A 24,492-nucleotide genomic window follows, 5' to 3' on the forward strand; every position below is an offset into this window, starting at 1 on the left:
CATGGAACAAGCGCCCTTTGTCGTGAATTCGTCCACCCTGGTGGACAAGCACATCGCCACCGTGCTGGTGGTGGACGACACGCCCGAGAACCTCACGCTCATGGGGACCTTGCTGCGCGATCACTTCATGGTGAAGGTGGCCAACAACGGCGAGAAGGCCCTCAAGATTGCGCTGTCGGGCACGCCTCCGGACTTGGTGCTGCTGGACATCATGATGCCCGAGGTCGATGGCTACGAGGTGTGCCGTCGCCTCAAGGCCAATGCGGCCACCCGAGACATCCCGGTGATTTTTCTGACCGCCCGCTCAGACCCCGACGATGAGCGCATGGGCCTGGCCCTGGGGGCTGTGGACTACATCACCAAGCCCATCAGCCCGCCCATTTTGCTGGCCCGCGTCAACACCCATCTTGCGCTGAAGGCCACGGCCGATTTTTTGCGCGACAAAAGCGCCTACCTGGAGCGCGAAGTGGCTTTGCGCACCCTGGAGGTGCAGGCCATCCAGGACGTGACCATCATGGCCATGACGTCGCTGGCGGAGACGCGCGACAACGAAACCGGCAACCACATCCGCCGCACCCAGCTGTATGTGAAAACGTTGGCCGAGCGCTTGCGCAACCATCCGCGCTTTGAGTCGGTGCTGACCGAGCGCATGATCGAGCTGCTCTACAAATCGGCACCGCTGCACGACATTGGCAAGATCGGCATCCCGGACAGTATCTTGCTCAAGCCTGGCAAGCTCACGGTGGACGAGTTTGAGGTCATGAAGACCCACACCACCCTGGGGCGCAACGCGATCGAAGACGCCGAGCGGCGGCTGGGCATGCGGGTGGCGTTTTTGAGCGTGTCCAAGGAAATTGCCTACAGCCACCAGGAAAAGTGGGACGGCAGCGGCTACCCGCTGGGGCTGGCGGGCGAGGATATTCCGGTGTCGGCCCGGCTCATGGCGGTGGCCGATGTGTACGACGCGCTCATCAACAAGCGCGTGTACAAGGTGGCCTTCTCGCACGAGCAGGCCTGCAGCACCATCCTCAAGGGCAAGGGCACCCACTTTGACCCGGACATGGTGGATGCCTTTGTGGACATTGCGGAAGACTTCCGCAGCATCGCACTCAAGTACCCCGATCCTGAATGAACAACGGGCCCCTGAAGGGCCCGTGTGGTGCAGTCTTGCGATGCCTTGGGGCTTGCTGCACGGAGTTAACCGCGCAGCAGCCTGGGCTGGCGATCAGAAGGGTGCGTCGCCTGTGGCCGATGCATCGCTTGGCGCGGCTGTTTCGCTCGCTGGAGTTGCCGCGTCTGCCGTTTCTTCCTCTGCAGCCTGGCGCACAGCGGCCTTGTCGCCTGCGCCTGCAAACTTGCTGTATTTGCCCAGGATGGGAACGAGCTGGCCGTAGATGCGTGGGTTGCCCGCCATGCATTCGCGCTGTTCCATGAAGTCGGCTTCGCCCGTGAAGTTGCCGATCAGGCCACCGGCTTCGGTCACCAGCAGCGAGCCTGCAGCCACGTCCCAGATCGACAGGCCGGTTTCAAAGAATCCATCGGTAAAGCCCGCAGCCACGTAAGCCAGGTCGAGCGCGGCAGCGCCGGGGCGACGCAGGCCAGCCGTGCGTTGCATCACGTCGGCCATCATGTTCATGTAGCTCTTGAAGTTGTCGCCCGGGCGGAAGGGGAAGCCGGTGGAGATCAGGCAGTCCTTGAGCTGGGTGCGCTTGCTCACGCGGATGCGGCGCTCGTTCAGGTAGGCGCCACGGCCCTTGGTAGCGGTGAACAGGTCGTTGCGGGTGGGGTCGTACACCACGGCTTGCTCGACCTTGCCCTTGACGGTGAGCGCAATGCTCACGCAGTACACAGGAAAGCCATGGATGAAGTTGGTGGTGCCGTCCAGCGGGTCAATCACCCAGACGAAGTCCGAATCTTTGGCGCCGTACTCTTTGCCCGACTCTTCGGCCAGGATGCCGTGGCCAGGGTAGGCCGTGAGCAGGGTTTCGATGATGATTTTCTCGGACGCATGATCCACTTCGGTCACAAAGTCGTTGATCTGCTTTTGCGAGATACGCACGGATTCCACGTCCAGGGCCGCGCGGTTGATGATGGCGCCGGCGGCGCGTGCAGCCTTGATGGCCACGTTGAGCATGGGGTGCAGATTTGACGACATAGATTGTGGTGGTGAGCAAGGCTTCGGATCGCGTTGCGCGATGCAAATGTCTTGCGGATCATGAGCGGTGATCGCAGCCGGGCGATGCGGGCAGCGACAATAAGCCTTCTATTTTAACTGCACCGCCGGATTTTTACCTAGCAGCCCGTTCATGAAGACCCGTTTTGTCCTGATCAACACCAGCCATGCTGGCAATGTGGGCGCCGCCGCCCGCGCCATGAAAGTCATGGGTTTTGACGACCTGGTGCTGGTGGCGCCGCGCTGGCCCAATGTGCTGCGCAAGGAAGAAACCATCCAGCGCGCCAGCGGTGCACTGGATGTGCTGGAGAAGGCGCGCATCGTGGCGACGCTGGATGAAGCCCTGGAGGGCATCAGCCACCTGTGCGCCACCGCCATGACCCCGCGCGACTTTGGCCCCCCCACGGTGGAGCCCCGTGCGCACTTTGAGATGCTATTGAAACAAGAGCGCCTTGCGCTGGATGCACAAGCCTTGCAGCCTGAAAATGCTTCAAGCGCAGTGGCTGGTGAGGCCGACGGCGGCAGCCCGGCGCCAGCGGGTGGGCACACCGGCGTGGCGTTCCTGTTTGGCTCCGAGCGCTTTGGCATGACCAACGAAGACGTGTACCGCTGCCATGCGGCGCTCTCCATCCCCACCAATCCGGGCTTTGGCTCGCTCAATCTGGGCGCAGCCATCCAGGTCATTGCCTACGATTGGCGCCAGGCGCTGGGCGGCTTTGCGGTGCAAGACGCGACGCCTGCCCGCGTGCAAGCCGACGCGGCCCAGGTGGCGGGCATGCTGGCCCACTGGGAGCAGGCACTGACGGGCATCGGCTTTCTGGACCCCGCTGCGCCCAAGAAGCTCATGCCCCGCCTGAACCAGCTTTTCAACCGTGCGCAACTCAGCCCCGAAGAAATCCACATCCTGCGTGGTGTCGCCAAAGCCATGCTCGAAGCCGCCCAGGCAAAGCGCTAGACTGCATTTCCATATTCCAAAAACAAGCCCAACATGTTTGCCCGCCTGCGCTCCGACATCCAGTGCATCCTTGACCGTGACCCTGCAGCGCGCAGTACCTGGGAGGTCATCACCTGTTACCCCGGCCTGCACGCCGTGTGGTTGCACCGGCCTGCGCACTGGTGCTGGGGGCACGGGCTCAAGTGGCTGGGGCGTTTCATCTCGCACTTTGCGCGCTGGTTCACGGGCATTGAGATCCACCCCGGCGCCAAGCTTGGCGAGCGCGTGTTCTTCGACCATGCCATGGGTGTGGTGGTGGGTGAGACGGCCGAGATTGGCGACGGCTGCACCATCTACCAGGGTGTGACGCTGGGTGGTACCTCGCTGTACAAAGGCGCCAAGCGCCACCCCACGCTGGGCAAAGACGTGGTGGTGAGCGCGGGGGCCAAGGTGCTGGGTGGCTTTGAGGTGGGCGATGGCGCCAAGATCGGCAGCAACGCCGTGGTCATCAAGCCCGTGCCTGCTGGCGCCACGGCGGTGGGTATTCCGGCGCGCATCATCCCGTCCAAAGAAGGCCAAAGCGCCGATGTGACCGAACCTCAGCAGCAGCGCAAGTTCACGGCCTACGGCATCACGCAGGAGGACGACCCGCTGTCGCAGGCCATGCGTGGGCTGATCGACAACGCGTCGTCACAAGAGCACCAGATCGCCTTGCTTTGGCAGGCGATTGAGAAGCTGTCGGCCATGCAGAAGACGCAAGACTGCGTGCCTTGCGATGCGGCCCTCAAAGAGCAGTTTGAGGCGGGCAAGCTTACCGAGCTGGTGGGCAAGTAACGCTGCCGGGGTGCTACCCCGTGCCCGCGCAGCGGATGGCCCTGCAGTGCCAGGCCAGGGCCGCTGCTTCAGTTCTTGATGTACAGCGTGATGGCCGCGCGGGTGGATTCATCGGTCATGGGCACGCTCATCCCCAGCTGAAACCCTCCACCGCTGCTGCTCAATATGCTGTAGCGCACCACGGCGCGCAACTCTACGGGTTTGCGGCCTGTGGGTGGGATGGGCAGCGACACCCGCACCGTGCACTCGGTGCGCGCAGGCAGGTTGACGGGGCAGAGCACGCTGATCCCACCTTCGCTGATGTCCATGGTTCGCACGGCCATGGGTGCGCGGCCTGCGATGAGCAACTCGGCCTGCACCCGCAGGATGCGCCGTTCGTGATTGCGGCGTTCGTCGTTCGAGGGAAGGGGGAGGGCGGCGGTCATTCGGTCAACAGGTACTCAAGGCGCATGCCCGGGCTTGCAGTGCGCCGGGCTGCGGCCCTTCAGGCAGTCTGGGGGCGTTGGGCGTTTTTAGGGCGAAAGGCTTTGCAGACTTCGTCCCGCGTTTCCATGTAGGGGCCGCCAATCAGGTCAATGCAGTACGGAACGGCGGCAAAGATGCCCGGCACGATCTGTTGGCCGTCGGCGTCCTTGAGGCCTTCCAGTGTCTCGGCAATCGCCTTGGGCTGGCCGGGCAGGTTGATGATGAGGCTTTGGCCCCGCACCACCGCCACCTGGCGCGAGAGGATGGCCGTGGGCACAAATTTCAGGCTGATCTGGCGCATCTGCTCACCAAAGCCCGGCATTTCCTTGTGGGCCACGGCCAGGGTGGCCTCAGGGGTCACATCGCGCAGCGCAGGGCCCGTGCCGCCGGTGGTCAGCACCAGGCTGCAGCCGGCATCCACCAGTTCGATCAGCGTGGCGCTGATGGTGTCCTGCTCGTCGGGGATAAGGCGGGCCTCGAAGTGGACGGGGTTGCGCAGTGCGCGCCCCAGCCAGTCTTGCAAGGTGGGCAGGCCCTTGTCTTCATACACACCCGTGCTGGCACGGTCGCTGATGGAGACGATGCCGATTTTTACGGCGTCATGGCCAGGGTTCGCTGCTTCACTCATCGCCGTCAGCCCCGGTGTCGGCCGCATCTTCGCGCTCCAGCCCGGTGCCGCCCAGGTGCTCGCGCACCAGCTGGAACAGCTCGCGGTAGGCTCGGCCCTTGCGCGGCGCCAGGCCTTGCGACACCGCGGCCTTGTCGGCGGGCGGTGCATCCTTGCGGGCCTGGCGGATCAGGGCGCGCAGCTGCTGCGTGTCGGTGGTGGGGTGTTCGTCCATCCACAGGGGCAGGGTGGCGTCGTCAACAATTAGGCGGTCGCGCCACTGCTCGGCCAGGTGCAGCTGCAGTTTTTCTGAGGCCGAACCCTTGTGCTGTTCTTCCAGCGCGGTGCGCGCGGCCTGCACCACCTCGGGCTCCAGCTTGCGCATGAGCTTGCCCACGTACTGCATCTGGCGGCGCTTGCCTTCAAAGTTGGTGATGCGCTTGGCCTCGGCCAGGGCATCCACCAGCTTGTCGGGCAGGCCCACAGCATCAAACAGGTCCGAGCGCAGGCTCAGCAGTTCTTTGCCCAGGTCTTGCAGTTCGTCGCTTTCGCGTTTGAGATCGGTGCGGCTGGCATCGGGCGTGCCTTTGAGTTCGGCCTTGAGCTGGATGTCCATTTCGCTGCCTTCGGCAACGAATTGACCTCGCACAAAGTAGCCTTTTTTGGGTTTGCGTGACATGGGTGGGGGCAAAGAGAGAGGTGGCAGCGAGTGCGCCACAGTGGCAAGTATCATAGCCGCCGCTATGAATAAACCTTCTACCCGCGCGAAAAGCGCCCCGGCCGTTGCCAAGGCTTCCGCCTCCTCCCACGCACCCGCCAGCGGTTTCAGCTACAGCCGCCCGTTTTTTGAAGAGCTGGTAGACCGGGCCCTGGCCCACGCCAAGAAGCTGGGCGCCACCGATGCGGGGGCCGAGGCGTCTGAAGGCTGCGGCCTCTCGGTCAGCGTGCGCAAGGGCGAGCTGGAGAACGTGGAGCGCAACCGCGACAAGTCACTGGGCGTGACGGTCTACCTCGGCCACCGCCGTGGCAACGCCAGCACCTCCGATTTTTCGACCAAGGCGATCGAGCAGACCGTGCAGGCCGCTTATGACATCGCCCGCTTCACGGCCGAAGACCCTGTGGCTGGTTTGCCCGATGCGGCAGACATCGCCCCGCCCGATACGCATCGTGACCTGGATTTGTTCCACCCTTGGGCCATCACCAGCGAAGCCGCCGCCGAGATGGCCAAGGCCTGCGAGGCTGCCGCGCTCAAGACGCACCGCCGCATCACCAACAGCGAAGGCGCGGGCGTGTCGGCCCAGCAAAGCCATTTCTTCAGCGCCCACACGCGCGGTTTTCGTGGTGGCTATGCCAGCTCACGCCACAGCTTCTCGGTCGCTCCCATCGCATCGCTGCCAGGCAAGAACGGCGAGATGCAGCGCGATGCCTGGTACAGCTCCATGCGCAACGCGGCCGACCTGGCCTCGCCCGAGGCCGTGGGCCGCTACGCCGCGCAGCGCGCCCTGAGCCGCCTGGGCAGCCGCAAGATCCCCACCACCCAATGCCCCGTGCTGTTTGAATCAACCCTGGCCGCAGGCCTGCTGGGCGGGTTTGTGCAAGCTGTCAGCGGTGGCTCGCTGTACCGCAAGAGCAGTTTCTTGCTCGACTCGCTGGGCAAGATGGTCTTCCCCAAGCATATCGACATCCTGGAAGACCCGTTTGTGATGGGCGGCAAGGGCAGCTCGCCGTTTGACGAAGAGGGCGTGCGCGTGGCTCCGCGCAAGGTGGTCAAGGGCGGGCGGGTGGAGGGCTATTTCCTCTCCAGCTATTCGGCCCGCAAGCTGGGCATGAAGACCACGGGCAACGCCGGTGGCTCGCACAACCTGCTGATGACCTCGCGCCTCACGCAAGCCAGCGACAACCTTGACGCCATGCTGCAAAAACTGGGCACGGGCCTGTTTGTGGTCGAGCTGATGGGCCAGGGCGTCAACTACGTGACGGGCGACTATTCACGCGGCGCGAGCGGCTTTTGGGTGGAAAACGGCAAGATCGCCTTCCCCGTGCACGAGATCACCATTGCAGGCAACCTCAAGGACATGCTCAAGGGCATTGAAGCCGTGGGCGCCGATGCCTACAACTACGGCGCCAAGACGGTGGGCTCCATCCTGGTCAACCGCATGAAGGTGGCTGGCAGCTGATACGGGCGTTCACGCCCCACGTAAAAAGGCTCCTGGGTTCCAGGAGCCTTTTTTCTTGTGTGAGCCGCTTGTGGAGGCCCGATGTGCCTTGTGTGCAGCTAATTGCTCATATTTTGATAGCTGCTTGCGCTTGCTGAATAAGCGCTAGAGGCCATTTTCTTCTAATGACTCGCCTGAGGGCTTGCCAATCCTTCAATACCCTGCGCTGGGCTTGGCCGGTGCTGCCGCAGCCTGGGCCCCAGCAAACTGCCCGCGCAGCTTGCGTGCTGCATTGGCAAACATCAGCACATCCACCCCCACGGCCACAAAGGTGCAGCCCAGGTCCAGGTAGCGCTGGGCCAGCACGGGGTCCGAGGTGAGGGTGCCGGCGGCCTTGCCGCTGGCGATGATGGTCTTCATGGCGCCCTCGATGGCGGCCTGCACCTCGGGGTGGCCAGGGTTGCCTCGGTGGCCCATCGATGCAGCCAGGTCGGCCGGGCCGATGAATACGCCGTGCACCCCGTCCACCGCGCAAATGGCCTGCAGGTTGGTGAGGGCGGTCACGGTTTCGGCCTGCACCAGCAGGCAGACTTCGTCGTCGGCAATCGAGAGGTAGTCGCTGCGGCTGCTCCACATCGACGAGCGCCCCACCGCACTACCCACGCCGCGAATGCCCAGCGGCGGGTACTGCGTGGCGGCCACAATGCCGCGCGCTTGCTCTGCCGTGTCCACCATGGGCACCAGCAGGGTTTTGACGCCGATGTCCAGCATTTGCTTGATGAGCGCGGTGTTGCCTTCCACCAGCCGCACGATGGGGTGCGAGGGGTGCGAGGCCACCGCCTGCAGCGCTCCCATGGTGCTGCGCAGGTCGTTGGGGGCGTGCTCGCCGTCAATCAACAGCCAGTCGTAGCCCGTGGTGGCAGCGGCTTCGGCCAGGTACGGGTCGGCCATCGACAGCCACAGGCCAATTTGCGGGCGGCGCTCGGCCAGGGCGGTTTTGAAGGGGTTGTGGGCTGGCATGGTGCGTGGGATGAAAGGGGCTTGGAGCCTGTGCAGTCAGTGCGGGTGGCTCGGAAGGGGTTGGGTCTTTGCTCTTGGGATTGTCACGCCACCCGGTGCTGCGCGGGCGCGCCTGGGCCGGTGAGGTGGTCCACGATGTTTTGGGCGGTGATGGTGGACACCCTCAGCGATGCCCCTTGGGTCACGCCGGCCACATGCGGCGTTAGCAAGGCGTTGGGCAATTGGGCCAGCGGGTGGCCAGCGGGCAGGGGCTCGGTGTCGAACGTGTCTAGGCCTGCGCCTTCGAGGTGGCCGGTTTGCAGGGCATTGATCAACGCGGCTTCGTTCACCACCGGGCCGCGCGCCGTGTTGATGAGGATGCTGCCCTCGGGCAGCAATGCAAGCTCTGCAGCGCCTATCAGGTTGCGTGTGCTGTCGGTCAGCGGGCAGTGCAGGCTCAGGATGTTCACCTGGGGCAGAAACTGGTGCAGGTCGGGCTCGGTTGCAAAGCCATCGGCCTGGCCGTGGGGGCGCAGCACCAGCACGCGCGCACCCAGCGCGGCGGCCAGTTGCGCCGTGCCTTTGCCAATGGCGCCGTAGCCAATGATGCCCACCGTGGCATCGCGAAAATCGCGCCCCTGCCAGGTGCTGGGGGCCCACTGGCCCGCGCGCACCATGCGGTCCAGCAGCGGCAGCTGGCGCGTCAGGGCCAGCATCAGCGCCACCGCATGCTCGGCCACGGCGCGGGCGTTGGCACCAGGGGCCACGGCCACGGCCACGCCGCGTGCGCGGGCGGCGTCCAGGTCAATGCCATCCACCCCGGCGCCGTTCTTGGCCACCAGGCGCAGGGCGGGGGATGCCTGCAGCACCCGCTCGCTCACGGGCTTGATGCCACGCACCAACAGCACCTGGGCGCCGGTCTCGGCCAGCCGTGCGATCAGGTGGTCTTCGGTGATGGGTTCGGCCATGAAGTGGATCTGGCCGCCTGCGGCATGCACCAGCGCCTGGGCTTCAGCCGCCCAGTGCGCGGCGGTAACGAGGACGTGAAAGGGGTTTGGGCTCATGTGGTGGGTGTTGGGTTCATGCTGTCGATTCGGCCTCTTTGCGCTTGAAATATCCGTTCAGGCTGAGCTTGTCGAGGCCTTGCGCAGTGCTTCGACAAGCTCAGCGTGAACGGTTCAAGTGAGTTCAAGCCCAAGCAACAGTTTCAGGGTTGTTGTGTAGCCCAGTCGGGCTGCAGGCGCACGTGGCGGATGTGCTGACGGAACACGGTGTAGGCCAGGTGCAGCGTGCCATCGGCGTCCTGGCGCAGCGAGGGGTAGGAGTACTCGCGGTTGCGGTCTTGCTCGGAGTCGTTGCTCATGCACCAGCCGTCGCCCACTTCCAGGTTGCGCTGCCAGGGCCAGGTCAGGCCGTCGTCGGCCGACAGCGCCAGCGTCATGGGTGCGCGCGGTGCGCCCCAGAAGGCCTTGCGGGCAGCGGGGGCGGCCACGGTGGCACCCTGGGCGCCTTCGCCGGTGTCTTCCAGCTCGTCGTACAGCGACTCGCGTCGCTCGGTGGCGTTGGCGGCGCTGCTGGCGTTGAAGATCATGACCAGGCGCCCGTCGGCCAGGCGCAGCGCCTGCACCGACGAGTTGTTGTTGGGCAGCACGGTGGGCTGGGGCGTTTGCCAGGTCAGGCCGCCATCGTCGCTTTGGGTGCGGTAGATGTGGTCGGCCCAGCGGCTACGAAAGAACGCCAGCAGGCTTTGGCCATTGGCCGAAGGCACGATGTTCATGTGCACACAGCCCAGGCTGCCGGGCACGCTGATGCGCTGCCAGGTGCGGCCCTGGTCGGTGGAGCGCAGCACGCCGCTGTCGTCATGGCTGCCATCCCAGGGCTGGCCTGCTTCAGCGCGGCAATAAAACACGGGCAGCAGCCAGCTGCCATCGTGGTGCACATGGATGGGCTGGCGCACAAAAGTGCCTGCGGGAGCATCGGCCAGGGTCTCGGTGGCCGACCAGGTCTGGCCGTGGTCGGCAGAGCGGCGCACGCGCACCACGGCAGTGTTCTGGTGGCCCGAGAGCTGGGCGGTGTGCAGCAGCCACAGCGTGCCATCGGGCGCTGGGAAGAGGATGGGGTTTTGCTCAGACCGCTCCGTGTCGTGCGACAGCTGCACGGGCTCGGACCATTGCTGGGCGCCGGGTGCTAGGCGCGACATGAAGACCGAAATGTCCGAGCGCCCCTCCATCGAGCCGCCAAACCACACGCAGGCCAGGGCGCCATCGCCCAGCACCATCAAATTGGCAGCGTGGGCCTGAACGCGGGGAGAGGGCAGGTCGGCCACCTGGCGGGTGGCGTCATCGGGGTGCTGTTGCAGCAGGCCGTCGGGCATGGGGGTCTCCAAAGGGGCAAGGGGGTGTCTTGATGGCCTGCGTTGCCGCAGGCGGTCCCTCCCGGTGTTGAGGGGCCGGGAGGGCGTGGTCGTCAGTCGGCCTTGATCTTGGCGGTCTTGATCAGGTTGCCCACGCGCTGGTATTCCGCGGGCAAGAAGGAGCGCAGCTCGTTGGCGTTGCCATTGCCCACCGACACACCCAGCTCGCCCAGCTTGCTGGCCACTTCAGGCAGCTTGAGGGTTTTGGCCAGCGCGGCAGAGAGCTTGGCGCTCACGTCGGCAGGGGTCTTGGCGGGCGCAAACAGGGCGTACCAGGCCGAGAACTCGAACTGTGGGTAGCCCAGCTCGGCCAGGGTGGGCACATCCGGCAGATCGGGCAGGCGCTTGGCACTGCCCACGGCCAGCGCACGCACCTTGCCGCCGCGCAGCAGGGGCATGGAGTTGGTGGCGGTGTCGAAAATCACCGGCACGCGGCCACCGATCAAATCGATGATGTGTGCGTTACCACCCTTGTAGGGGATGTGGGTCATGTTGACCTTGGCAATCGACAGGAACAGCTCGCCTGCCAAATGCAGGGGCGAGCCATTGCCCGACGAGCCATACATGATGGCCTGTGGGTCTTTGCGGGCGGCATCCACCACGTCTTTGAGCGTCTTGTAGGGCGAGTCGGTGGCGGTGATCACGATGATGGGCGCGCTGCCGATCATGCCGATGGGCTCGAAGTCCTTGAGCGGGTCGTAGTCGGCCTTGAGCAAGTTGGGGCTGGCCGCGTGGGTGGCCAGGCCGCCCACCAGCAGGGTGTAGCCGTCGGCCGGGGCGCGCGCCACAATGCCGGCGCCCAGCAGGGCCCCCGCGCCGGGCTTGTTGTCCACCACGGTCGCCGTGCCCAGGGCATCGCCCATCTTCTGCCCGATCAGGCGGCCCAGCATGTCGTTGGCACCCCCGGCAGGGTAGGGCACCACCATGGTGATGGGCTTGCTCGGGAAGGCCGCTGGCTGCGCGTGCGCCAGGGGCATGGCGCCCGCCAGTGCCATGCCTGCCAGGGCGGCCAGCAGGGGTCTGCGGGTGATGTGTTTGGCGTGTTGTTGAATGCTCATGGTCTTGTCTCCTTTGGTTGTGAACGGTTCTAGTGACCTTTTTTGCCGTCTGCCCTGTGGGTTATCAGACGGATTGTTTTGGGGGCTGCGATGTCTCAGTCCAGCAGCCCCTGACAAACATACTTGGTGTGCAGGTAATCGTCGAGCCCATGGGTCGAGCCCTCGCGGCCGTAGCCTGACTCCTTCACCCCCCCAAACGGCGCAGCCTCCGCCGCAATCGCCCCTTCGTTGATGCCGACGATGCCCGTCTCCAGGGCTTCGGCCACCCGCCAGATGCGCTTGACGTTCTGGCTGTAGAAGTACCCCGCCAGCCCAAACGGTGTGTCATTGGCCTGGGCCACCACTTCGGCCTCATCGTCAAACACCGTGAGCGGCGCCACCGGCCCAAAGGTCTCCTCACACGCACAGGCCATGCTGGCATCCGCTCCGCTGAGCACCGTGGGGGCGTAGTAGTTGGGCCCCAGGTGGGCCAGGCGTTGGCCCCCGGTGAGCACCTTGGCCCCCTTGGCCACAGCGTCCTGCACATGCCGCTCGATCTTCTCCACCGCCCGGTCATTGATCATGGGGCCGATCTGCGAAGCCGGGTCGCTGGCCGGGCCGACCTTGAGGGCAGCCACCTTGGCCGCCAGCTTGGCGGCAAAGGTGTCAAACACGCTGCGGTGCACAAACACCCGGTTCGGGCAGACACAGGTCTGGCCACCGTTTCGGAACTTGGCCGCCATCAGGCCGTCCACGGCCGCATCCAGGTCGGCATCGTCAAACACGATGAAAGGTGCATTGCCCCCCAGCTCCAGAGACAGCTTCTTGAGCGTGTCGGCACTGCGCCGGGCCAGGTGCTTGCCCACAGGAGTAGAGCCGGTGAAGGTGATCTTGCGCACCCGGCTATCGTCCAGCCACACATCCACCACCGCAGGGGTGTTCTGGCGTGAGGCGGTAACGATGTTGAGCACACCCGCAGGCACGCCTGCCTCATGGGCCAACTGCACCAAAGCCAAAGACGTCAGCGGCGTGTCCTCGGCAGGCTTGCACACCACCGTGCACCCTGCTGCCAGGGCCGGGGCGATCTTGCGGGCGATCATGGCGGCGGGGAAGTTCCAGGGGGTGATGGCAGCGACCACGCCCACAGGCTCCTTCAAAGCAAACATGCGCCGACCGGGCACCGGGGCCGGAATGACCTCGCCATTCATGCGCGTGGCTTCTTCACCAAACCACTCGATGTAGCTGGCGGCATAGGCCACCTCGCCCTTGCCTTCGGCCAAAGGCTTACCTTGCTCCAGCGAAATCAACGCACCCAGATCATCCTGGTGGGCCAGCACCAGATCGTTCCAGCGCTTGATGATGGCTGCGCGCTGCTTGGCGGGGACTTTGCGCCAGGTGGGAAAGGCAGCATGGGCGGCATTCAGGGCGGCCAGGGCTTCAGGCGCACCGGAGTCGGGCACGGAGGTGATGACGGCGCCGGTGGCGGGGTTGGTGACATCCAGGCGGGGGCCAGTGAAGGCAGTCCACTGGCCGGCGATGAAGTTGGCGCTGCGGATCAGGTCGGTGCGCGTGAAGGCCAGGGGCAGAGACGGGGAAGGAGTGGCGGACATGGGTTTGAGTGAAATGGGGCTCTGGCGCTTATCTAATAAGCGCTAGCAGCTATTGTTTTGATAGTGAATGGGCGTGGCGTTAGCTGACAATCCCCATGTGCCACGGCACAAATTCGTGATCACCCAAACCCAGCAATTCGCTCTTCGTTTCCTCGCCGCTGGCATGGCGCAGGATCTGGTCAAAGATGCGCTGGCCCAGCTCGGCCACGGTGCACTCGCCGTCAATCACCACGCCGCAGTTGATGTCCATGTCCTCCTCCAGCCGCGTGAACATGGGCGTGTTGCTGGCCAGCTTGATGGTGGGCGCGGGCTTGCTGCCAAACATGGAGCCACGGCCGGTGGTAAAGCAGATGAGCTGCGCACCGCTGGCGATCTGGCCGGTGGAGGCCACAGGGTCATAGCCCGGCGAGTCCATGAACACAAAGCCGTTTTCGGTGATGGGCTCGGCGTATTCGTACACGGCGCGCAGCGGAGTGGTGCCGCCCTTCATCGCGCTGCCCAGCGATTTTTCAAAGATGTTGGCCAGGCCGCCCGCTTGGTTGCCGTGGCCCACCACGCCGTTGAACTGGGCGTTCTGGCCTGCGGTGTACTTCTCCCACCAGGCCAAGCGGTCCAGCAGCTTCTGGCCGACTTCGGGGGTGATGGCGCGGCGGGTGAGCATGAACTCCACGCCGTGGATTTCGGGCGTCTCGCTCAGGATGGCGGTGCCGCCGTGGCGCACCAGGATGTCCATGGCCGCGCCCAGGCCGGGGTTGGCGGTGATGCCCGAGAAACCGTCCGAGCCGCCGCACTCCAGCCCAATCTTGAGGTGGCTGGCGCTCACGGTGGTGCGCCGTGCTTCGTTGGCGATGGGCAGCATTTCTTCAATGGCGCGGATGCCTGTCTCGATGGTCACGCGGGTGCCGCCCACGTCCTGCATCACCATGGTGCGCATGAGCTTGCCTTCTTTCAGCCCCTGCGAATCGACCAGCGAATCGACCTGGTTGCGCTCGCACCCCAGGCCCACGATGAGCACGCCCGCCAGGTTGGGGTGGCGCGCGTAACCCGCCAGGGTGCGGCGCAGCACATCAAAGTGCTCGCTGGGCGAGGACATGCCGCAGCCGCTGGTCTGGGCAAAGGCTGCCACGCCATCCACATTGGGGTAGGCGGCCAGCCGCTCGGGTGTGAAGTGCGCGGCAATGCGCTTGATGACGGTGGCCGAGCAGTTCACCGACGACAGGATGCCGATGAAGTTGCGTGTGCCCACGCCGCCGCCCGGCCGCACAAAGCCCTGGAAGGTGGCGCGTTCGGCCTCGGGCACATACTGAACGGGTTGCACATCGGCCCCGAAGGCGGGGTCACGGTAGTAGTCCACCAGCTGCAGGTTGTGGCTGTGCACGTAGTCGCCGGGCTCCAGGTCGCGGGTGGCCACGCCGATCACCGTGTCGTACTTCTTGACTTGCTCGCCTGCCGCAATGCGGCGCGCGGCAATCTTGTGCCCGGCGGGCACCTGGGCGCGGGTGCGCAGGCCCAGCTCCGGAATGTCCTGGCCCAGGGCCAGGGCGGTTTTGGCAACCAGCACGTTGTCGTTGGGGTGCAGGTGCAGCAGGGTGCTATCGGTGCGGGACATGGAGGCTTTCATCAATGGGGGCCTGAACGTGGCAGCGCCCCGCGTTGGGCGCTGGGGCTTCGTGCGTCACCTTGCGCTCAGCTCTTCATCAGCTCGCGCAGCTTCAGCTTGTCGATCAACACGGTCTCTTTTTGGTAGACGGTGTTGACGTATTTTTCGTAGTCGGGCCCGTCCAGATAGAGCAGCGGCGCATCGAGCTTGTCGATCACCGACTTGAACTCGGGGCTGGCCACCGCTTGCTTGAAGGCATCGCGCAGCTTGGCCACGATGGCGGGGTCCAGGCCCTTGGGGGCGCCAATGCCGTTGGGGGCGTCCACCACCACGTCGTAGCCCAGCTCGCGCAGGGTGGGCACGTCCTTGAAGCGGGCCGTGCGCAGCTCGCCCCAGGTGGCCAGCAGGCGCAGCTTGCCCGCTTCGACATGCGGCGCCCACGAGCTGGAGTCGGCCAGCGCATCCACATGGCCGCCCAGCACGCCCTGCAGCGCCTCTGCGCCACCCTTGTAGGGCACGTGGTTGAGCTGGATGCCCGCCACGCTGGCGAACTCTTCCATGCCCACATGTGTGGCGCCGCCCACGCCCGCGTGGGCGTAGCTCACTTTGCCGGGGTTGGCCTTGGCGTAGGCCACGAAGTCCTTGAGTGTCTTGAAGGGCGAGTTGGCAGGCACCGCAATGCCGAAGGTCTGGCCCGAGGTGCGCGCGATGTAGGTGAAGTCTTTGCGGGGGTCTGCCTGCAATGTGCCCAGCTGCGAGAAGCGCGTGACCGAGATCGGGATTTGCCCGATGGTGTAGCCATCGCCCTTGGCCGATGCCAGCGCCTTGGAGCCGATCATGCCAGAGGCACCCACCTTGTTCTCGACCGCAATGCTTTGTCCCAGGATGCGCCCGGCCACGGTGCACAGTGCGCGCATGGACTGGTCGGCCGTGCCGCCTGCGGGCCAGGGGCAGATGAAGGTGATGGGGCGCTCAGGCCAGGCTTGCGAGAAGAGGTTGCCCGATGTGGTGGCCAGTGCGCTGGCGCTCAAGGCGCCGAGCACGAAGCGCCGCCGTGCAATGCGTGGGGTCTGCATGCTTGTCTCCGTGGGTTTTTATGTTGTTGGTACCCATTGTTGAGAAATGCTGCATAACAATCTAATGAAAATATAGACTGTCTTCATTGCATTTAGGTTATGAAGAAAACTGGGCAAAAAACTGTAAAAAGGGAGTCACGCCATGGCACAGATCGACCGCGTACTGCGCAGCAACCTCAAGCTGCGCCACCTGCAAATGCTGGTGGCACTGGACCAGTTCCGGCACCTGGGCCGGGCGGCCGAATTCCTGTCGATCACGCAGCCTGCGGTCTCCAAAACCCTGGCCGAGATCGAGTCCATGTTTGGCTTGCCGCTGTTTGAGCGATCGACCCGGGGCACCGAGCCCACGGCGGCGGGTGCCAGTGTGGTGCGCTTTGCCCGATCGGTGCTGGCGGGGTTTGACCGCACGCGCGACGAGATTGCGGCCGAAGCCAGCGGCGCCATCGGCCGCACCAGCGTGGGCGCCATGGTGGCCGCCACGCCCGTGTTGCTGGCGCCGGCGGTAGAGCGGCTCAAGGCCCGCTCCAGCCGCACCACGGTGTTGATTGACGAGGGCGACCTGACCCGCCTGCTGCCCAAGCTGCGCCTGGGCGAGCTGGACCTGTTTGTGGGCCGCCTGGAGCCCGGCTACGCCTCGCCCGACCTGGAGACCGAGGCGCTGTACGACGACCCCATGGCCGCCGTGGCGCACCCCAGCCACCCCCTGGCGGGCAAACGCAAGGTGCAGTGGGCCGACATTGCCGCACAGCCTTGTGTGATGCCGCCGCCCTGGGCGTCCCTGCGGGTCAAGCTGGAGCAGCAGTTTTTTGCCCACGGCCTGCTGCCCCCGGCAGATGTGGTCGAGTCGGCGTCGTTTCTGTCGCAGATCACCTTCTTGCAGCAGCGTGGCGCCGTGGCCTTCATGGCGCGCAGCGTGGCGGCGCACTTTGCGCAGCAGGGCATGGTGGCGGTGCTCAAGCTGCCCGTGCCGGTGGATTTGCCGCCCGTGGGCCTGATCACGCTGCGCGGGCAGCGCGTGACGCCGGTGACCACGCAGTTGGTGGAGTGCTTGCGCGAGGTGGCGCGAGGCACTTAACCCGAAAACTCCGCCAGCAAGCCCAACACGCTCTGCACGGCGGCTGATGCCTGGTGGCGGTGCGCGATGGCCATAGGGCGCATGAGCTGGGGCCGCAGGTGGCGCACGTGCACGTCTGGCGCGTCTTGCTGGTCCTGCACTTCTTCCATGGGCAACAGCGCTGCGCACTGGCTCGCGGCGGCCAGGCTTTTGAGCGCGCCGGGGTAGCTCAGTGCGAGGAACGGGCGAGGGTGGTGCCCCGCCTGGCCAAACCAGCTGGCAATGAGCCCGTGCATCTGCGTGGCTGGGGCAAACGATGCCCATCGGCGCGTGGCAAGCCAGTCGGGCGTGACGAACTCGGGGGCGTCCCATGCGGCGGGCAGCAGGGCCACCATGGGGTCGGTGCGCCAAGGCATCTGGCGCACCTCGGGCACGGGGGGCTGCGGGCTGGCAACGATGCCTATATCGAGCGAGCCCGCCTTGAGCCGCTGCATCGACTCGGCCGAACCCACGGCTTCGAGCCGGATTTCCACGCCCGGGCTGCGTTGGGCCAGGGCTTCGAGCATGCGCGGCAGCAGCCGGGTGCTGACCCCGGCCGACACGCCCACCCGCACCACGCCCTCGCGCCCGCAGGCGCGGCGGCGCACCCGCTCCACCAGGTCGTCTGCGGCCTGCAGCAACTGGCGGCCTTCTTGCACCAGCACCTCCCCGGCGGGCGTTAACTCCGCCTGGCGGCGGCCACGCACCACCAGCTCTGCCTCCAGCCGCGACTCCAGCTCCTTGATGTGCAGGCTTACGGTGGGTGGCGCCAGGTGCAGCGCCTGGGCGGCCGCCGCAAAGGTACCCAGGTCGGCAATGGCAATCAGGGTTTGCAGTTGGTCGAGGTTCAGGTTGCGCATGGGCGTGACATCAGTATTTGTGAATTGAATTGTCAGTTAATTCAACTTTACAGATGTTTTGCGCAGCGTGAGCATGCTGCTCCATGAAGCCACTTCCTTTGACGTCTTCCGCCGATCCCGCCGAACAGGCCCCGCCGTCGGCACCCTCCTCAGGCCAAGCCCTGGCGCCGCGCAGGCATTGGCCTGCAGGCGCCACATGGCGGGGTTGGCTGGCACGCGCTGCGGCCGCCTTGGCCCGGGCAGAGCAACGTGTCACCGCGCAATTTCGGGTGCCACCGGGTGGGGGGTGAGGGGGCCATGGTGGCCGCGACACCCGTGCGGCGGGCGTCGGCGGTGGGTTGGCCGCCCGTGGGCCTTGTCACATTGCAGGGGCAGTGGGCGATGCCGGTGGCGACGCGGCTGGTCGATTGTTTGTGGGCGATGTGCCGCCAAGAAAAAAGCGCTGCCGAGGCAGCGCTTTTTGCGGGGGGAGGAGGGGCCGCAAGGCCACCTGCCCTGATCCTCAGAAGGCGGGGATGATCGCGCCCTTGTACTTGTCCTGGATGAACTTCTTCACTTCAGGCGTGTGCAGTGCTTTCACCAGCTTCTGGATGCTGGCATCGTTCGCACGGTCCTTGCGGGCGGCGATGAAGTTGGCGTAGTGCGAATCGCCGGACTCCAGGAACAGCGCGTCCTTTGAGGGGTTCAGCTTGGCTTCGATGGCGTAGTTGGTGTTGATGAGGGACAGGTCCACATCGTCCAGCGCACGGGGCAGCAAGGCGGCTTCGAGCTGGCGGAACTTCAGGTTTCTGGGGTTCTTGACGATGTCGATCGGCGTGGCTGTGATGTTCTTGGGATCCTTCAGCTCGATCAGGCCCTGGGACTGCAGCAGCAGCAATGCGCGGCCGGTGTTGGAGGGGTCGTTCGGGATGGCGATGAGAGCGCCCTCCTTGAGCTCGCTCACGGCCTTGATCCTCTTGGAGTAGGCGCCGAAGGGCTCAATGTGCACTTTGCCATTCGGCACGGCGACGATGCTGCTCTTGCGGTCTTTGTTGTAGCTGTCCAGGTAGGGCTGGTGCTGGAAGTAGTTGGCGTCGAGCTGCTTGTCTTCCACGGCCGCGTTCGGCTGGATGTAGTCGCTGAATTCACGCACCTGCAGGTCGATGCCTTCGGCCTTGAGCTGGGGCTTCACGAAGTTCAGGATCTCGGCGTGCGGCACGGAGGACGCGGCCACCTTCAGGACCACGTCAGCGGCCTGAGCGCTCAGCGCCAGGGTGGCGATGGCCAGTGCGGAAAGGGCTTTCTTCAGCATTGCAATGTGTCTTTCAAAGAGAGGAGATGACTTCCGGCGGTGGGGCCGGGCTGTTGCAAAGTTTAATTCCCTGGTTTGGTGCATCACAGGTTTTTATTTTCATATCGATATAACGATGCGGCCTCTTATTTCGACAAGTGCTTTTGTTGATTTGAGGCAAAAATTGGCCTCAGCGCTTATCCTAAAAGCGCTGACAGCTATGAAATCAGGAGCATTTGGTCGCGCGGCGGCACACGATGGGCGGTGGCTTACCAGTACTGGGGGTAGCGCCCCGGGCGGGTCAGGTTGTTGTACAGCAGCGCGACCAGCACCAACACCACAGCGCCCGTGAGCGTGGGGAACCACAGAAAGTCCCATGTGGGTTGCGCCAAAAAGATGATGACGGGGTTGGACCCGGCCGGTGGGTGCACGGTGCGCGTCCACATCATGACGGCAATGGCGGTGCCCACGGCCAGTGCCATGGCCCACCAATGCGGCCCCGCCCATTGCAGAAACACCAGGCCAATGAGGGAGCTTAAAAAGTGCCCCACCACCACGTTGCGGGGCTGAGAGAAGGGCACGTCGGGAAAGCCAAACACCAGCACGCACGACGCGCCGAACGAGCCCAGGATGAGTGACAGCGCCCATTGTTGCCCTGCCAGTGCCACCGTGGCGATGGCCAGGGCGCCCCCTAACCATGCCAGGGCGATGGCCCGCAGCGGTGGGCGGGCAGGCAGGGCGGCGCCCTGGCCGCGCAGTTTTTGGATCAGCATGTGGGGTTCCTTGTCATCACGGTATGTCCATCATGTAGACAGAGTTGTCTACATGATGGAATGCTAGCCGTTGTAGACAGATTTGTCTACCATGTGGTCCATGACACATCTGTTGATTGCTTTGCAAGGCAAAGACGCCGACCTGGCCGCGATGGGCGTGCGCGAGCGCATCCTGCACACTGCGCATGCGCTTTTCTATCGGGAGGGGATCCGCGCCACTGGCATTGACCGGATCATTGGCGAGGCCCATGTCACCAAGGTCACCTTCTACCGCCAGTTCCCTAGCAAGCACGATCTGGTGGCCGCCTACCTGGAGCATCGGCATGCCTTGTGGATGCAGTGGTTCAAGGGCGCTTTGGCAGATGCGCCATCGGACAGCGACTTTCCGTTGCAATGCGTGCTGCAGGCGCTGCAAGCCTGGTTTGAGATGCCTGAATACCGGGGCTGCGCTTTTATCAATGGTGTGGCGGAGGCCGAGGGGCTGGGGCCCTGGGTCGTTGAGGTCTCGTTGCGCCACAAACAGGACATGGCCGATGCGATTGCGGCCCGGCTGCCCTCAGGGCCTGCATTCACCGCCCTGGCGGATGCGGCGGCCATGGCGGTAGACGGTGCCATCGTCCGCGTGCAGATGACCAAGGAGCCCGCGCCAGCGCTGGCGGTGCTGCAGGGCATTTTGCGAGCGCTGTGGGGGGCTGCGTCTGCGCAGCAGGCGCATTAGTTGGCGCCTGCTGGGCTGTTGTTTGCACAAGGCCAGCGGCAATCGCTGGCCTTAGCCGGAGCTGCCGGGTGGCTTGGCTGCGGCGGGTTTGGCTTTAACCCTTGGCGATCAAAGCCGCAATAGCCTCACCGACCTGCGTAGTGTTGGCCGTGCCCCCCAGGTCCGGCGTGCGCGGCCCACCCTTGAGCGTCTCTTCGATCGCACCCACGATCGCATCGTGCGCCTGGCGCCCCGCACCCTGGCCCTGCGTGAGGAAGTCCAGCATCAGCGCCCCCGACCAGATCATCGCAATCGGGTTGGCAATGTTCTTGCCGTAGATGTCAGGCGCGGAGCCGTGCACGGGCTCGAACAGGCTGGGGAAGTTGCGCTCGGGGTTGAGGTTGGCCGAAGGGGCCAGGCCGATGGTGCCCGTGGTGGCGGGGCCCAGGTCCGAGAGGATGTCGCCAAACAGGTTGGTGGCGGCCACCACATCAAAGCGCCCGGGCTGCAGCACAAAGCGGGCCGTCAGGATGTCGATGTGTTGCTTGTCCAGCGTGATCTCGGGGTAGTCCTTGGCGACGTCGTCGGCACGCTTGTCCCACCAGGGCATGCTGATGGCGATGCCGTTGCTCTTGGTGGCCAGGGTGACGTGCTTTTTGGGGCGGCTTTGGGCCAGGTCGAAGGCGAACTTCAAGAGGCGGTTGGCGCCGTGGCGGGAGTAGACCGATTCCTGGATGACGATTTCGCGGTCGGTGCCTTCGTACATGATGCCGCCAAGCGATGTGTACTCGCCCTCGGTGTTCTCGCGCACCACGTAGTAGTCGATGTCTCCGGGCTTGCGGCCTGCCAGGGGGCAAGGCACGCCTTCAAACAAACGCACGGGGCGCAGGTTGATGTACTGGTCGAACTCGCGGCGGAACTTGAGCAGCGAACCCCACAGCGAGACATGGTCGGGCACGGTGGCGGGCCAGCCGACGGCGCCAAAGAAGATGGCGTCCATGCCGGACAGTTGTGCCTTCCAGTCGTCGGGCATCATTTTGCCGTGCTGGGCGTAGTAGTCGCAGCTGGCCCACTCGAAGGTGTGCAGTTGCAGCTCAAAGCCAAAGCGGGCGGCGGCGGCCTGGATGGCGCGCAGGCCTTCGGGCATCACTTCTTTGCCGATGCCGTCTCCGGGCAATACGGCGATTTGGTAGGTCTTGGACATAGGTCTCCTTGGGCAATCAAGTTGGGCAGTGGCTGCATTTTTGGCGAGAATGCCAGCAAATACAATCAGCGCTCTGTGGTCTGATTGTTTACACATCGTGCATAAAAATCCTTCGCCCGACGACCTGCGGGTGTTCACCGTGGTAGTGCGCAAAGCCAGCTTTGCCGAGGCGGCGCAAGAGCTGGGCGCTTCGCCCGCCTTTGTCAGCAAGCGCATCCGCCTGCTGGAGGAAGACCTGGCCGTGAAACTGCTGCACCGCACCACCCGCCGCGTGAGCGTGACGGAGGAGGGCGAGCGCGTTTTCCATTGGGCGCAGCGCATTCTGGACGACATGGACCAGCTGCTGCAGGAGGTGGCCGTGACCCGCGCCGAGCCGCGTGGCCTGCTGCGGGTGAGCTGCAGCTTTGGCTTTGGCCGCAGCGTGGTGGCGCCGGTGCTGTCGCAACTGGTCGAGCGCCACCCCAGCCTGCAGGTGCGGCTGGAGGTGTTTGACCGGCTGGTGGACGTGGCGGGTGAGGGGTTTGACTTGGACGTGCGCGTGGGTGACGAGATCGCCCCGCACCTGATTGCCCGCCGCCTGGCCGACAACCACCGCGTGCTGTGCGCTGCCCCGGCTTACCTGGCGCGGCGGGGCACGCCCCGCACGCTGGCCGAGCTGCCCAGCCACGACTGCCTGGTGATCAAGGAGCGCGACCATCCCTTTGGCGTGTGGCGCCTGCGCCATGCGGGGCAAGAGCAAGCGGTGAAGGTGCGTGGCCCCTTGTCGGCCAACAATGGCGAGATGGTGGTGCAGTGGGCGGTGGATGGGCGCGGGATTGCGCTGCGCTCGCTGTGGGATGTGGGGCCGCTGCTGCAGCGGGGCCAGCTGGTGCAGGTGCTGCCGGATTGGCAGCAGGAGGCCAACATCTGGGCCGTGTACCCGACGCGGCTGGAACGCTCGGCCAAGGTGCGGGTGTGTGTGGAGTTTTTGCAGGAGCAGTTTCGCCGCAGGCCTTGGGATGCCGGGCTGCAGGCTGGGGAGGGCGGCGCATGAGCCCCGTATGGTCTGGCTGGCTGCCGCCCGAAAGCCTCGCCGTGTTGGCTGCAGCCACTTGGGCCACGGCCAGTTTGTTCTCTGCAGCCGCGTCGGCACGCATGGGGGCGTTTGCCTTTACCCGCTGGCGCATGGTGTTTGCGGCCGTGCTGCTGTGGGGCATGGCGCTGGCCACGGGCAGCTGGCGCAGTCTGGCGGAGGGCGGTTTGGGTGCGGGGCCGGGGGTGGCCGGCGAATGGGCTTGGGGTGCCGTGGCCTGGGATGCTGTGGGCCTGCTGGTGCTGTCGGGCGTGATCGGTATCTTTGTGGGTGACACGGCGCTGTTCGCCTGCATGAACCGGCTGGGGCCGCGCCGTTCGGGCTTGCTGTTTGCCACGCATTCGCTGTTCACGGTGGTGTTGGCGGCGCTGTTCCTGGACGAGTCGCTCAAAGGCTGGGCCTTGCCGGGCGGCGTGCTGCTGGTGGGCGGTGTGATGGGCGCCATTGCGTTTGGCAAGCGCGGTGGCGTGGCACACCAGCTCGAATCCACCCAGGGCCAACTGGCGGTGGGTGTGGCGCTGGGGGTGTTGTCGGCCCTGGGGCAATCGGTGGGCACCTTGGTGCTTAAGCCCGCCATGGCGGCGGGGCTCGACCCGGTGGCCGCATCGGCCGTGCGCATGACGGCTGGCTTTGCGTGCCATGCCCTGTTGTGGTGCGCAGGCTTGCCCATGGCGCGGGTGCAGTCGCCCCTGCAGTGGCGCGACCTGGCCTACACCTTTGCCAGTGCCACCCTGGCCATGGCCGTGGGCATGACGCTGATCCTCAAGGCCCTGCAGCACGGCAGCGCCGGGCTGGTGGGCATGCTGTCGTCGGTGTCGCCCGTGCTGCTGTTGCCCCTGCTGTGGTGGCGCACCGGGCAGCGCCCGGCCTGGGGCGCTTGGGTGGGGGCTGCCATGGCGGTGCTGGGGTGTGCGTTGCTCTTGGGGTGAGGTGGTTTGAGGTAGGTCGCACCGCCCGTGCTTCTATGAACGGGTTCTGTAGGCCAGGAGCGCTGCGTTTACATATAAAAATAGCTGCTAGCGCTTGATTAACAAGCGCGAGCAGCTATTAATTTAGTAGCGAATGTGCGGGTGCTCGAGGGCGATCAGCCTGCCAGCGCAGCCTTCACAGCGGCAGACACCTGGCCCATGTCGGCCTTGCCTGCCAGGCGGGTCTTGACCACGCCCATCACTTTGCCCATGTCGCCCGGGCCTGCGGCGCCCAGCTCGGCCACGATGGCCTTGACAGCGGCCAGGGTCTCTTCGGCCGACATGCGCTCGGGCAAATAGGCCTGCAACACCACCATTTCAGACTTTTCCTTGTCGGCCAGGTCCTGGCGGTTGGCGCCTTCAAAGGCGGCAATGCTGTCCTTGCGCTGCTTGATGAGCTTGTCCACGATGGCGACGATGGCCGCATCGTCCAGTTCCACACGTTCGTCCACTTCCTTTTGCTTCATGGCCGCTTGCAGCAGGCGAATGGTGCCCAGGCGCTCACTGTCCTTGGCGCGCATGGCGGTTTTCATGTCTTCGGTGATTTGGGCTTTCAGGCTCATCGTTATCTCCTAAAGGTTAGCGACAGGATTTGCACAAAGCCGCTTCAGCTAGGCGCGTCGCCGCAGACAGTAGTTCAGCTACGGCAAG

Annotated in this window: 24 protein-coding genes; 8 read left to right on the forward strand and 16 right to left on the reverse strand. The window is 65.0% G+C overall.

The genetic code is table 11. From position 1 onward, the window contains the following. The first annotated feature begins 1 nt into the window (after position 1). Positions 2-1,132 (forward strand): two-component system response regulator, encoded by a 1,131-nt coding sequence (locus CLU88_RS01330; RefSeq protein ID WP_099658554.1) that lies wholly within the window; start codon positions 2-4, stop codon positions 1,130-1,132. A 93-nt stretch (positions 1,133-1,225) separates the two neighbouring features. Here CLU88_RS01330 and CLU88_RS01335 read toward each other — a convergent pair whose 3' ends face one another. Next, positions 1,226-2,155: an inositol monophosphatase family protein gene (locus tag CLU88_RS01335; protein ID WP_099655053.1), complete on the reverse strand. Its 930-nt coding sequence runs from the start codon at positions 2,153-2,155 to the stop codon at positions 1,226-1,228. A gap of 151 nt (positions 2,156-2,306) precedes the next feature. On the opposite strand from CLU88_RS01335, the gene CLU88_RS01340 reads away from it, so the two are divergent. After that, positions 2,307-3,128, forward strand: coding sequence for an RNA methyltransferase (locus CLU88_RS01340; RefSeq protein ID WP_099655054.1), 822 nt, complete (start codon positions 2,307-2,309; stop codon positions 3,126-3,128). A gap of 33 nt (positions 3,129-3,161) precedes the next feature. Further along, entirely contained in the window at positions 3,162-3,941 is a 780-nt protein-coding gene (cysE, locus tag CLU88_RS01345; RefSeq protein WP_099655055.1) for a serine O-acetyltransferase, read from the forward strand. Positions 3,942-4,009: 68 nt separating this feature from the next. Here cysE and CLU88_RS01350 read toward each other — a convergent pair whose 3' ends face one another. From CLU88_RS01350 to yjgA, 3 genes are read right to left on the reverse strand one after another with little or no spacing between them, the layout of a single operon-like run. Beyond that, positions 4,010-4,366 carry a PilZ domain-containing protein gene (locus tag CLU88_RS01350; protein ID WP_099655056.1) on the reverse strand — a complete coding sequence of 119 codons (357 nt, stop codon included), beginning with the start codon at positions 4,364-4,366 and terminating at the stop codon, positions 4,010-4,012. Between the two features lie 59 nt (positions 4,367-4,425). Further along, positions 4,426-5,034 (reverse strand): molybdopterin adenylyltransferase, encoded by a 609-nt coding sequence (gene mog, locus CLU88_RS01355; RefSeq protein ID WP_099655057.1) that lies wholly within the window; start codon positions 5,032-5,034, stop codon positions 4,426-4,428. Then, the gene (yjgA, locus tag CLU88_RS01360) at positions 5,027-5,692 is read right to left on the reverse strand and encodes a ribosome biogenesis factor YjgA (protein ID WP_099655058.1); all 666 of its coding nucleotides are present in this window, start codon (positions 5,690-5,692) and stop codon (positions 5,027-5,029) included. The genes mog and yjgA overlap by 8 nt, the downstream gene beginning before the upstream one ends. Before the next feature lie 64 nt (positions 5,693-5,756). Between yjgA and pmbA the strand changes: the two genes are divergently transcribed. Further along, complete coding sequence (pmbA, locus tag CLU88_RS01365; RefSeq protein ID WP_099655059.1) at positions 5,757-7,190, forward strand: metalloprotease PmbA; 1,434 nt, start codon at positions 5,757-5,759, stop codon at positions 7,188-7,190. 192 nt (positions 7,191-7,382) lie between these two features. On the opposite strand, the gene CLU88_RS01370 is transcribed toward pmbA, so the two are convergent. From CLU88_RS01370 to CLU88_RS01400, 7 genes are all read right to left on the reverse strand, one after another. Then, a complete protein-coding gene (locus CLU88_RS01370; protein ID WP_099655060.1) occupies positions 7,383-8,189 on the reverse strand; it encodes an aldolase/citrate lyase family protein in 807 nt (268 codons plus the stop codon). Between the two features lie 83 nt (positions 8,190-8,272). After that, positions 8,273-9,232, reverse strand: coding sequence for a D-isomer specific 2-hydroxyacid dehydrogenase family protein (locus CLU88_RS01375; protein WP_099655061.1), 960 nt, complete (start codon positions 9,230-9,232; stop codon positions 8,273-8,275). A gap of 143 nt (positions 9,233-9,375) precedes the next feature. Beyond that, positions 9,376-10,542, reverse strand: coding sequence for an exo-alpha-sialidase (locus tag CLU88_RS01380; RefSeq protein ID WP_099655062.1), 1,167 nt, complete (start codon positions 10,540-10,542; stop codon positions 9,376-9,378). Between the two features lie 92 nt (positions 10,543-10,634). Beyond that, entirely contained in the window at positions 10,635-11,639 is a 1,005-nt protein-coding gene (locus CLU88_RS01385; RefSeq protein ID WP_099655063.1) for a tripartite tricarboxylate transporter substrate binding protein, read from the reverse strand. A 95-nt stretch (positions 11,640-11,734) separates the two neighbouring features. Continuing rightward, entirely contained in the window at positions 11,735-13,204 is a 1,470-nt protein-coding gene (locus tag CLU88_RS01390) for an NAD-dependent succinate-semialdehyde dehydrogenase (RefSeq protein ID WP_099658555.1), read from the reverse strand. A 103-nt stretch (positions 13,205-13,307) separates the two neighbouring features. Further along, on the reverse strand, positions 13,308-14,837 hold the full coding sequence (locus tag CLU88_RS01395) for a UxaA family hydrolase (RefSeq protein WP_099655064.1): 1,530 nt from the start codon (positions 14,835-14,837) through the stop codon (positions 13,308-13,310). Positions 14,838-14,914: 77 nt separating this feature from the next. Further along, the gene (locus tag CLU88_RS01400; RefSeq protein WP_099655065.1) at positions 14,915-15,904 is read right to left on the reverse strand and encodes a tripartite tricarboxylate transporter substrate binding protein; all 990 of its coding nucleotides are present in this window, start codon (positions 15,902-15,904) and stop codon (positions 14,915-14,917) included. Positions 15,905-16,046: 142 nt separating this feature from the next. Here CLU88_RS01400 and CLU88_RS01405 point away from each other — a divergent pair, with 142 nt between their 5' ends. Beyond that, positions 16,047-16,979: a LysR substrate-binding domain-containing protein gene (locus CLU88_RS01405; protein ID WP_099655066.1), complete on the forward strand. Its 933-nt coding sequence runs from the start codon at positions 16,047-16,049 to the stop codon at positions 16,977-16,979. Here CLU88_RS01405 and CLU88_RS01410 read toward each other — a convergent pair. From CLU88_RS01410 to CLU88_RS01420, 3 genes are all read right to left on the reverse strand, one after another. Then, the gene (locus CLU88_RS01410) at positions 16,976-17,857 is read right to left on the reverse strand and encodes a LysR family transcriptional regulator (RefSeq protein WP_099655067.1); all 882 of its coding nucleotides are present in this window, start codon (positions 17,855-17,857) and stop codon (positions 16,976-16,978) included. The two genes, CLU88_RS01405 and CLU88_RS01410, sit on opposite strands and share 4 nt — an antisense overlap. 502 nt (positions 17,858-18,359) lie before the next feature. Then, complete coding sequence (locus CLU88_RS01415; protein ID WP_099655068.1) at positions 18,360-19,148, reverse strand: MetQ/NlpA family ABC transporter substrate-binding protein; 789 nt, start codon at positions 19,146-19,148, stop codon at positions 18,360-18,362. A 248-nt stretch (positions 19,149-19,396) separates the two neighbouring features. Beyond that, positions 19,397-19,900 carry an HPP family protein gene (locus tag CLU88_RS01420; RefSeq protein ID WP_099655069.1) on the reverse strand — a complete coding sequence of 168 codons (504 nt, stop codon included), beginning with the start codon at positions 19,898-19,900 and terminating at the stop codon, positions 19,397-19,399. 100 nt (positions 19,901-20,000) lie between these two features. Here CLU88_RS01420 and CLU88_RS01425 point away from each other — a divergent pair, with 100 nt between their 5' ends. Further along, complete coding sequence (locus CLU88_RS01425) at positions 20,001-20,618, forward strand: TetR/AcrR family transcriptional regulator (RefSeq protein ID WP_233205340.1); 618 nt, start codon at positions 20,001-20,003, stop codon at positions 20,616-20,618. Positions 20,619-20,712: 94 nt separating this feature from the next. Here CLU88_RS01425 and CLU88_RS01430 read toward each other — a convergent pair whose 3' ends face one another. Beyond that, positions 20,713-21,801, reverse strand: a complete 1,089-nt coding sequence (locus CLU88_RS01430; protein ID WP_099655070.1) for a tartrate dehydrogenase — start codon at positions 21,799-21,801, stop codon at positions 20,713-20,715. A 97-nt stretch (positions 21,802-21,898) separates the two neighbouring features. Between CLU88_RS01430 and CLU88_RS01435 the strand changes: the two genes are divergently transcribed. Together CLU88_RS01435 and CLU88_RS01440 are read left to right on the forward strand one after the other, a co-directional pair. Beyond that, the gene (locus tag CLU88_RS01435; RefSeq protein WP_233205341.1) at positions 21,899-22,834 is read left to right on the forward strand and encodes a LysR substrate-binding domain-containing protein; all 936 of its coding nucleotides are present in this window, start codon (positions 21,899-21,901) and stop codon (positions 22,832-22,834) included. Further along, a complete protein-coding gene (locus CLU88_RS01440) occupies positions 22,831-23,802 on the forward strand; it encodes a DMT family transporter (RefSeq protein ID WP_099655072.1) in 972 nt (323 codons plus the stop codon). The genes CLU88_RS01435 and CLU88_RS01440 overlap by 4 nt, the downstream gene beginning before the upstream one ends. Positions 23,803-23,957: 155 nt before the next feature. Here CLU88_RS01440 and CLU88_RS01445 read toward each other — a convergent pair whose 3' ends face one another. Continuing rightward, positions 23,958-24,404, reverse strand: a complete 447-nt coding sequence (locus tag CLU88_RS01445; RefSeq protein WP_099655073.1) for a GatB/YqeY domain-containing protein — start codon at positions 24,402-24,404, stop codon at positions 23,958-23,960. Between the last annotated feature and the right edge of the window lie 88 nt (positions 24,405-24,492).

Origin of the sequence: Acidovorax sp. 56, assembly GCF_002749705.1 — a bacterium.
GTDB lineage: Bacteria > Pseudomonadota > Gammaproteobacteria > Burkholderiales > Burkholderiaceae_C > Acidovorax.

Bases quoted from the DNA above. Each gene is read 5' to 3' on its own strand.
- CLU88_RS01340 (WP_099655054.1), top strand. From the start codon at position 2,307: ATGAAGACCCGTTTTGTCCTGATCAACACCAGCCATGCTGGCAATGTG.
- pmbA (WP_099655059.1), top strand. From the start codon at position 5,757: ATGAATAAACCTTCTACCCGCGCGAAAAGCGCCCCGGCCGTTGCCAAG.
- CLU88_RS01440 (WP_099655072.1), top strand. From the start codon at position 22,831: ATGAGCCCCGTATGGTCTGGCTGGCTGCCGCCCGAAAGCCTCGCCGTG.
- CLU88_RS01415 (WP_099655068.1), bottom strand. From the start codon at position 19,148: ATGCTGAAGAAAGCCCTTTCCGCACTGGCCATCGCCACCCTGGCGCTG.
- CLU88_RS01425 (WP_233205340.1), top strand. From the start codon at position 20,001: ATGACACATCTGTTGATTGCTTTGCAAGGCAAAGACGCCGACCTGGCC.
- yjgA (WP_099655058.1), bottom strand. From the start codon at position 5,692: ATGTCACGCAAACCCAAAAAAGGCTACTTTGTGCGAGGTCAATTCGTT.
- CLU88_RS01395 (WP_099655064.1), bottom strand. From the start codon at position 14,837: ATGTCCCGCACCGATAGCACCCTGCTGCACCTGCACCCCAACGACAAC.
- CLU88_RS01335 (WP_099655053.1), bottom strand. From the start codon at position 2,155: ATGTCGTCAAATCTGCACCCCATGCTCAACGTGGCCATCAAGGCTGCA.
- CLU88_RS01430 (WP_099655070.1), bottom strand. From the start codon at position 21,801: ATGTCCAAGACCTACCAAATCGCCGTATTGCCCGGAGACGGCATCGGC.
- CLU88_RS01445 (WP_099655073.1), bottom strand. From the start codon at position 24,404: ATGAGCCTGAAAGCCCAAATCACCGAAGACATGAAAACCGCCATGCGC.
- CLU88_RS01380 (WP_099655062.1), bottom strand. From the start codon at position 10,542: ATGCCCGACGGCCTGCTGCAACAGCACCCCGATGACGCCACCCGCCAG.
- CLU88_RS01420 (WP_099655069.1), bottom strand. From the start codon at position 19,900: ATGCTGATCCAAAAACTGCGCGGCCAGGGCGCCGCCCTGCCTGCCCGC.
- mog (WP_099655057.1), bottom strand. From the start codon at position 5,034: ATGAGTGAAGCAGCGAACCCTGGCCATGACGCCGTAAAAATCGGCATC.
- CLU88_RS01330 (WP_099658554.1), top strand. From the start codon at position 2: ATGGAACAAGCGCCCTTTGTCGTGAATTCGTCCACCCTGGTGGACAAG.
- CLU88_RS01410 (WP_099655067.1), bottom strand. From the start codon at position 17,857: ATGCGCAACCTGAACCTCGACCAACTGCAAACCCTGATTGCCATTGCC.
- CLU88_RS01350 (WP_099655056.1), bottom strand. From the start codon at position 4,366: ATGACCGCCGCCCTCCCCCTTCCCTCGAACGACGAACGCCGCAATCAC.
- CLU88_RS01375 (WP_099655061.1), bottom strand. From the start codon at position 9,232: ATGAGCCCAAACCCCTTTCACGTCCTCGTTACCGCCGCGCACTGGGCG.
- cysE (WP_099655055.1), top strand. From the start codon at position 3,162: ATGTTTGCCCGCCTGCGCTCCGACATCCAGTGCATCCTTGACCGTGAC.
- CLU88_RS01400 (WP_099655065.1), bottom strand. From the start codon at position 15,904: ATGCAGACCCCACGCATTGCACGGCGGCGCTTCGTGCTCGGCGCCTTG.
- CLU88_RS01370 (WP_099655060.1), bottom strand. From the start codon at position 8,189: ATGCCAGCCCACAACCCCTTCAAAACCGCCCTGGCCGAGCGCCGCCCG.
- CLU88_RS01385 (WP_099655063.1), bottom strand. From the start codon at position 11,639: ATGAGCATTCAACAACACGCCAAACACATCACCCGCAGACCCCTGCTG.
- CLU88_RS01405 (WP_099655066.1), top strand. From the start codon at position 16,047: ATGGCACAGATCGACCGCGTACTGCGCAGCAACCTCAAGCTGCGCCAC.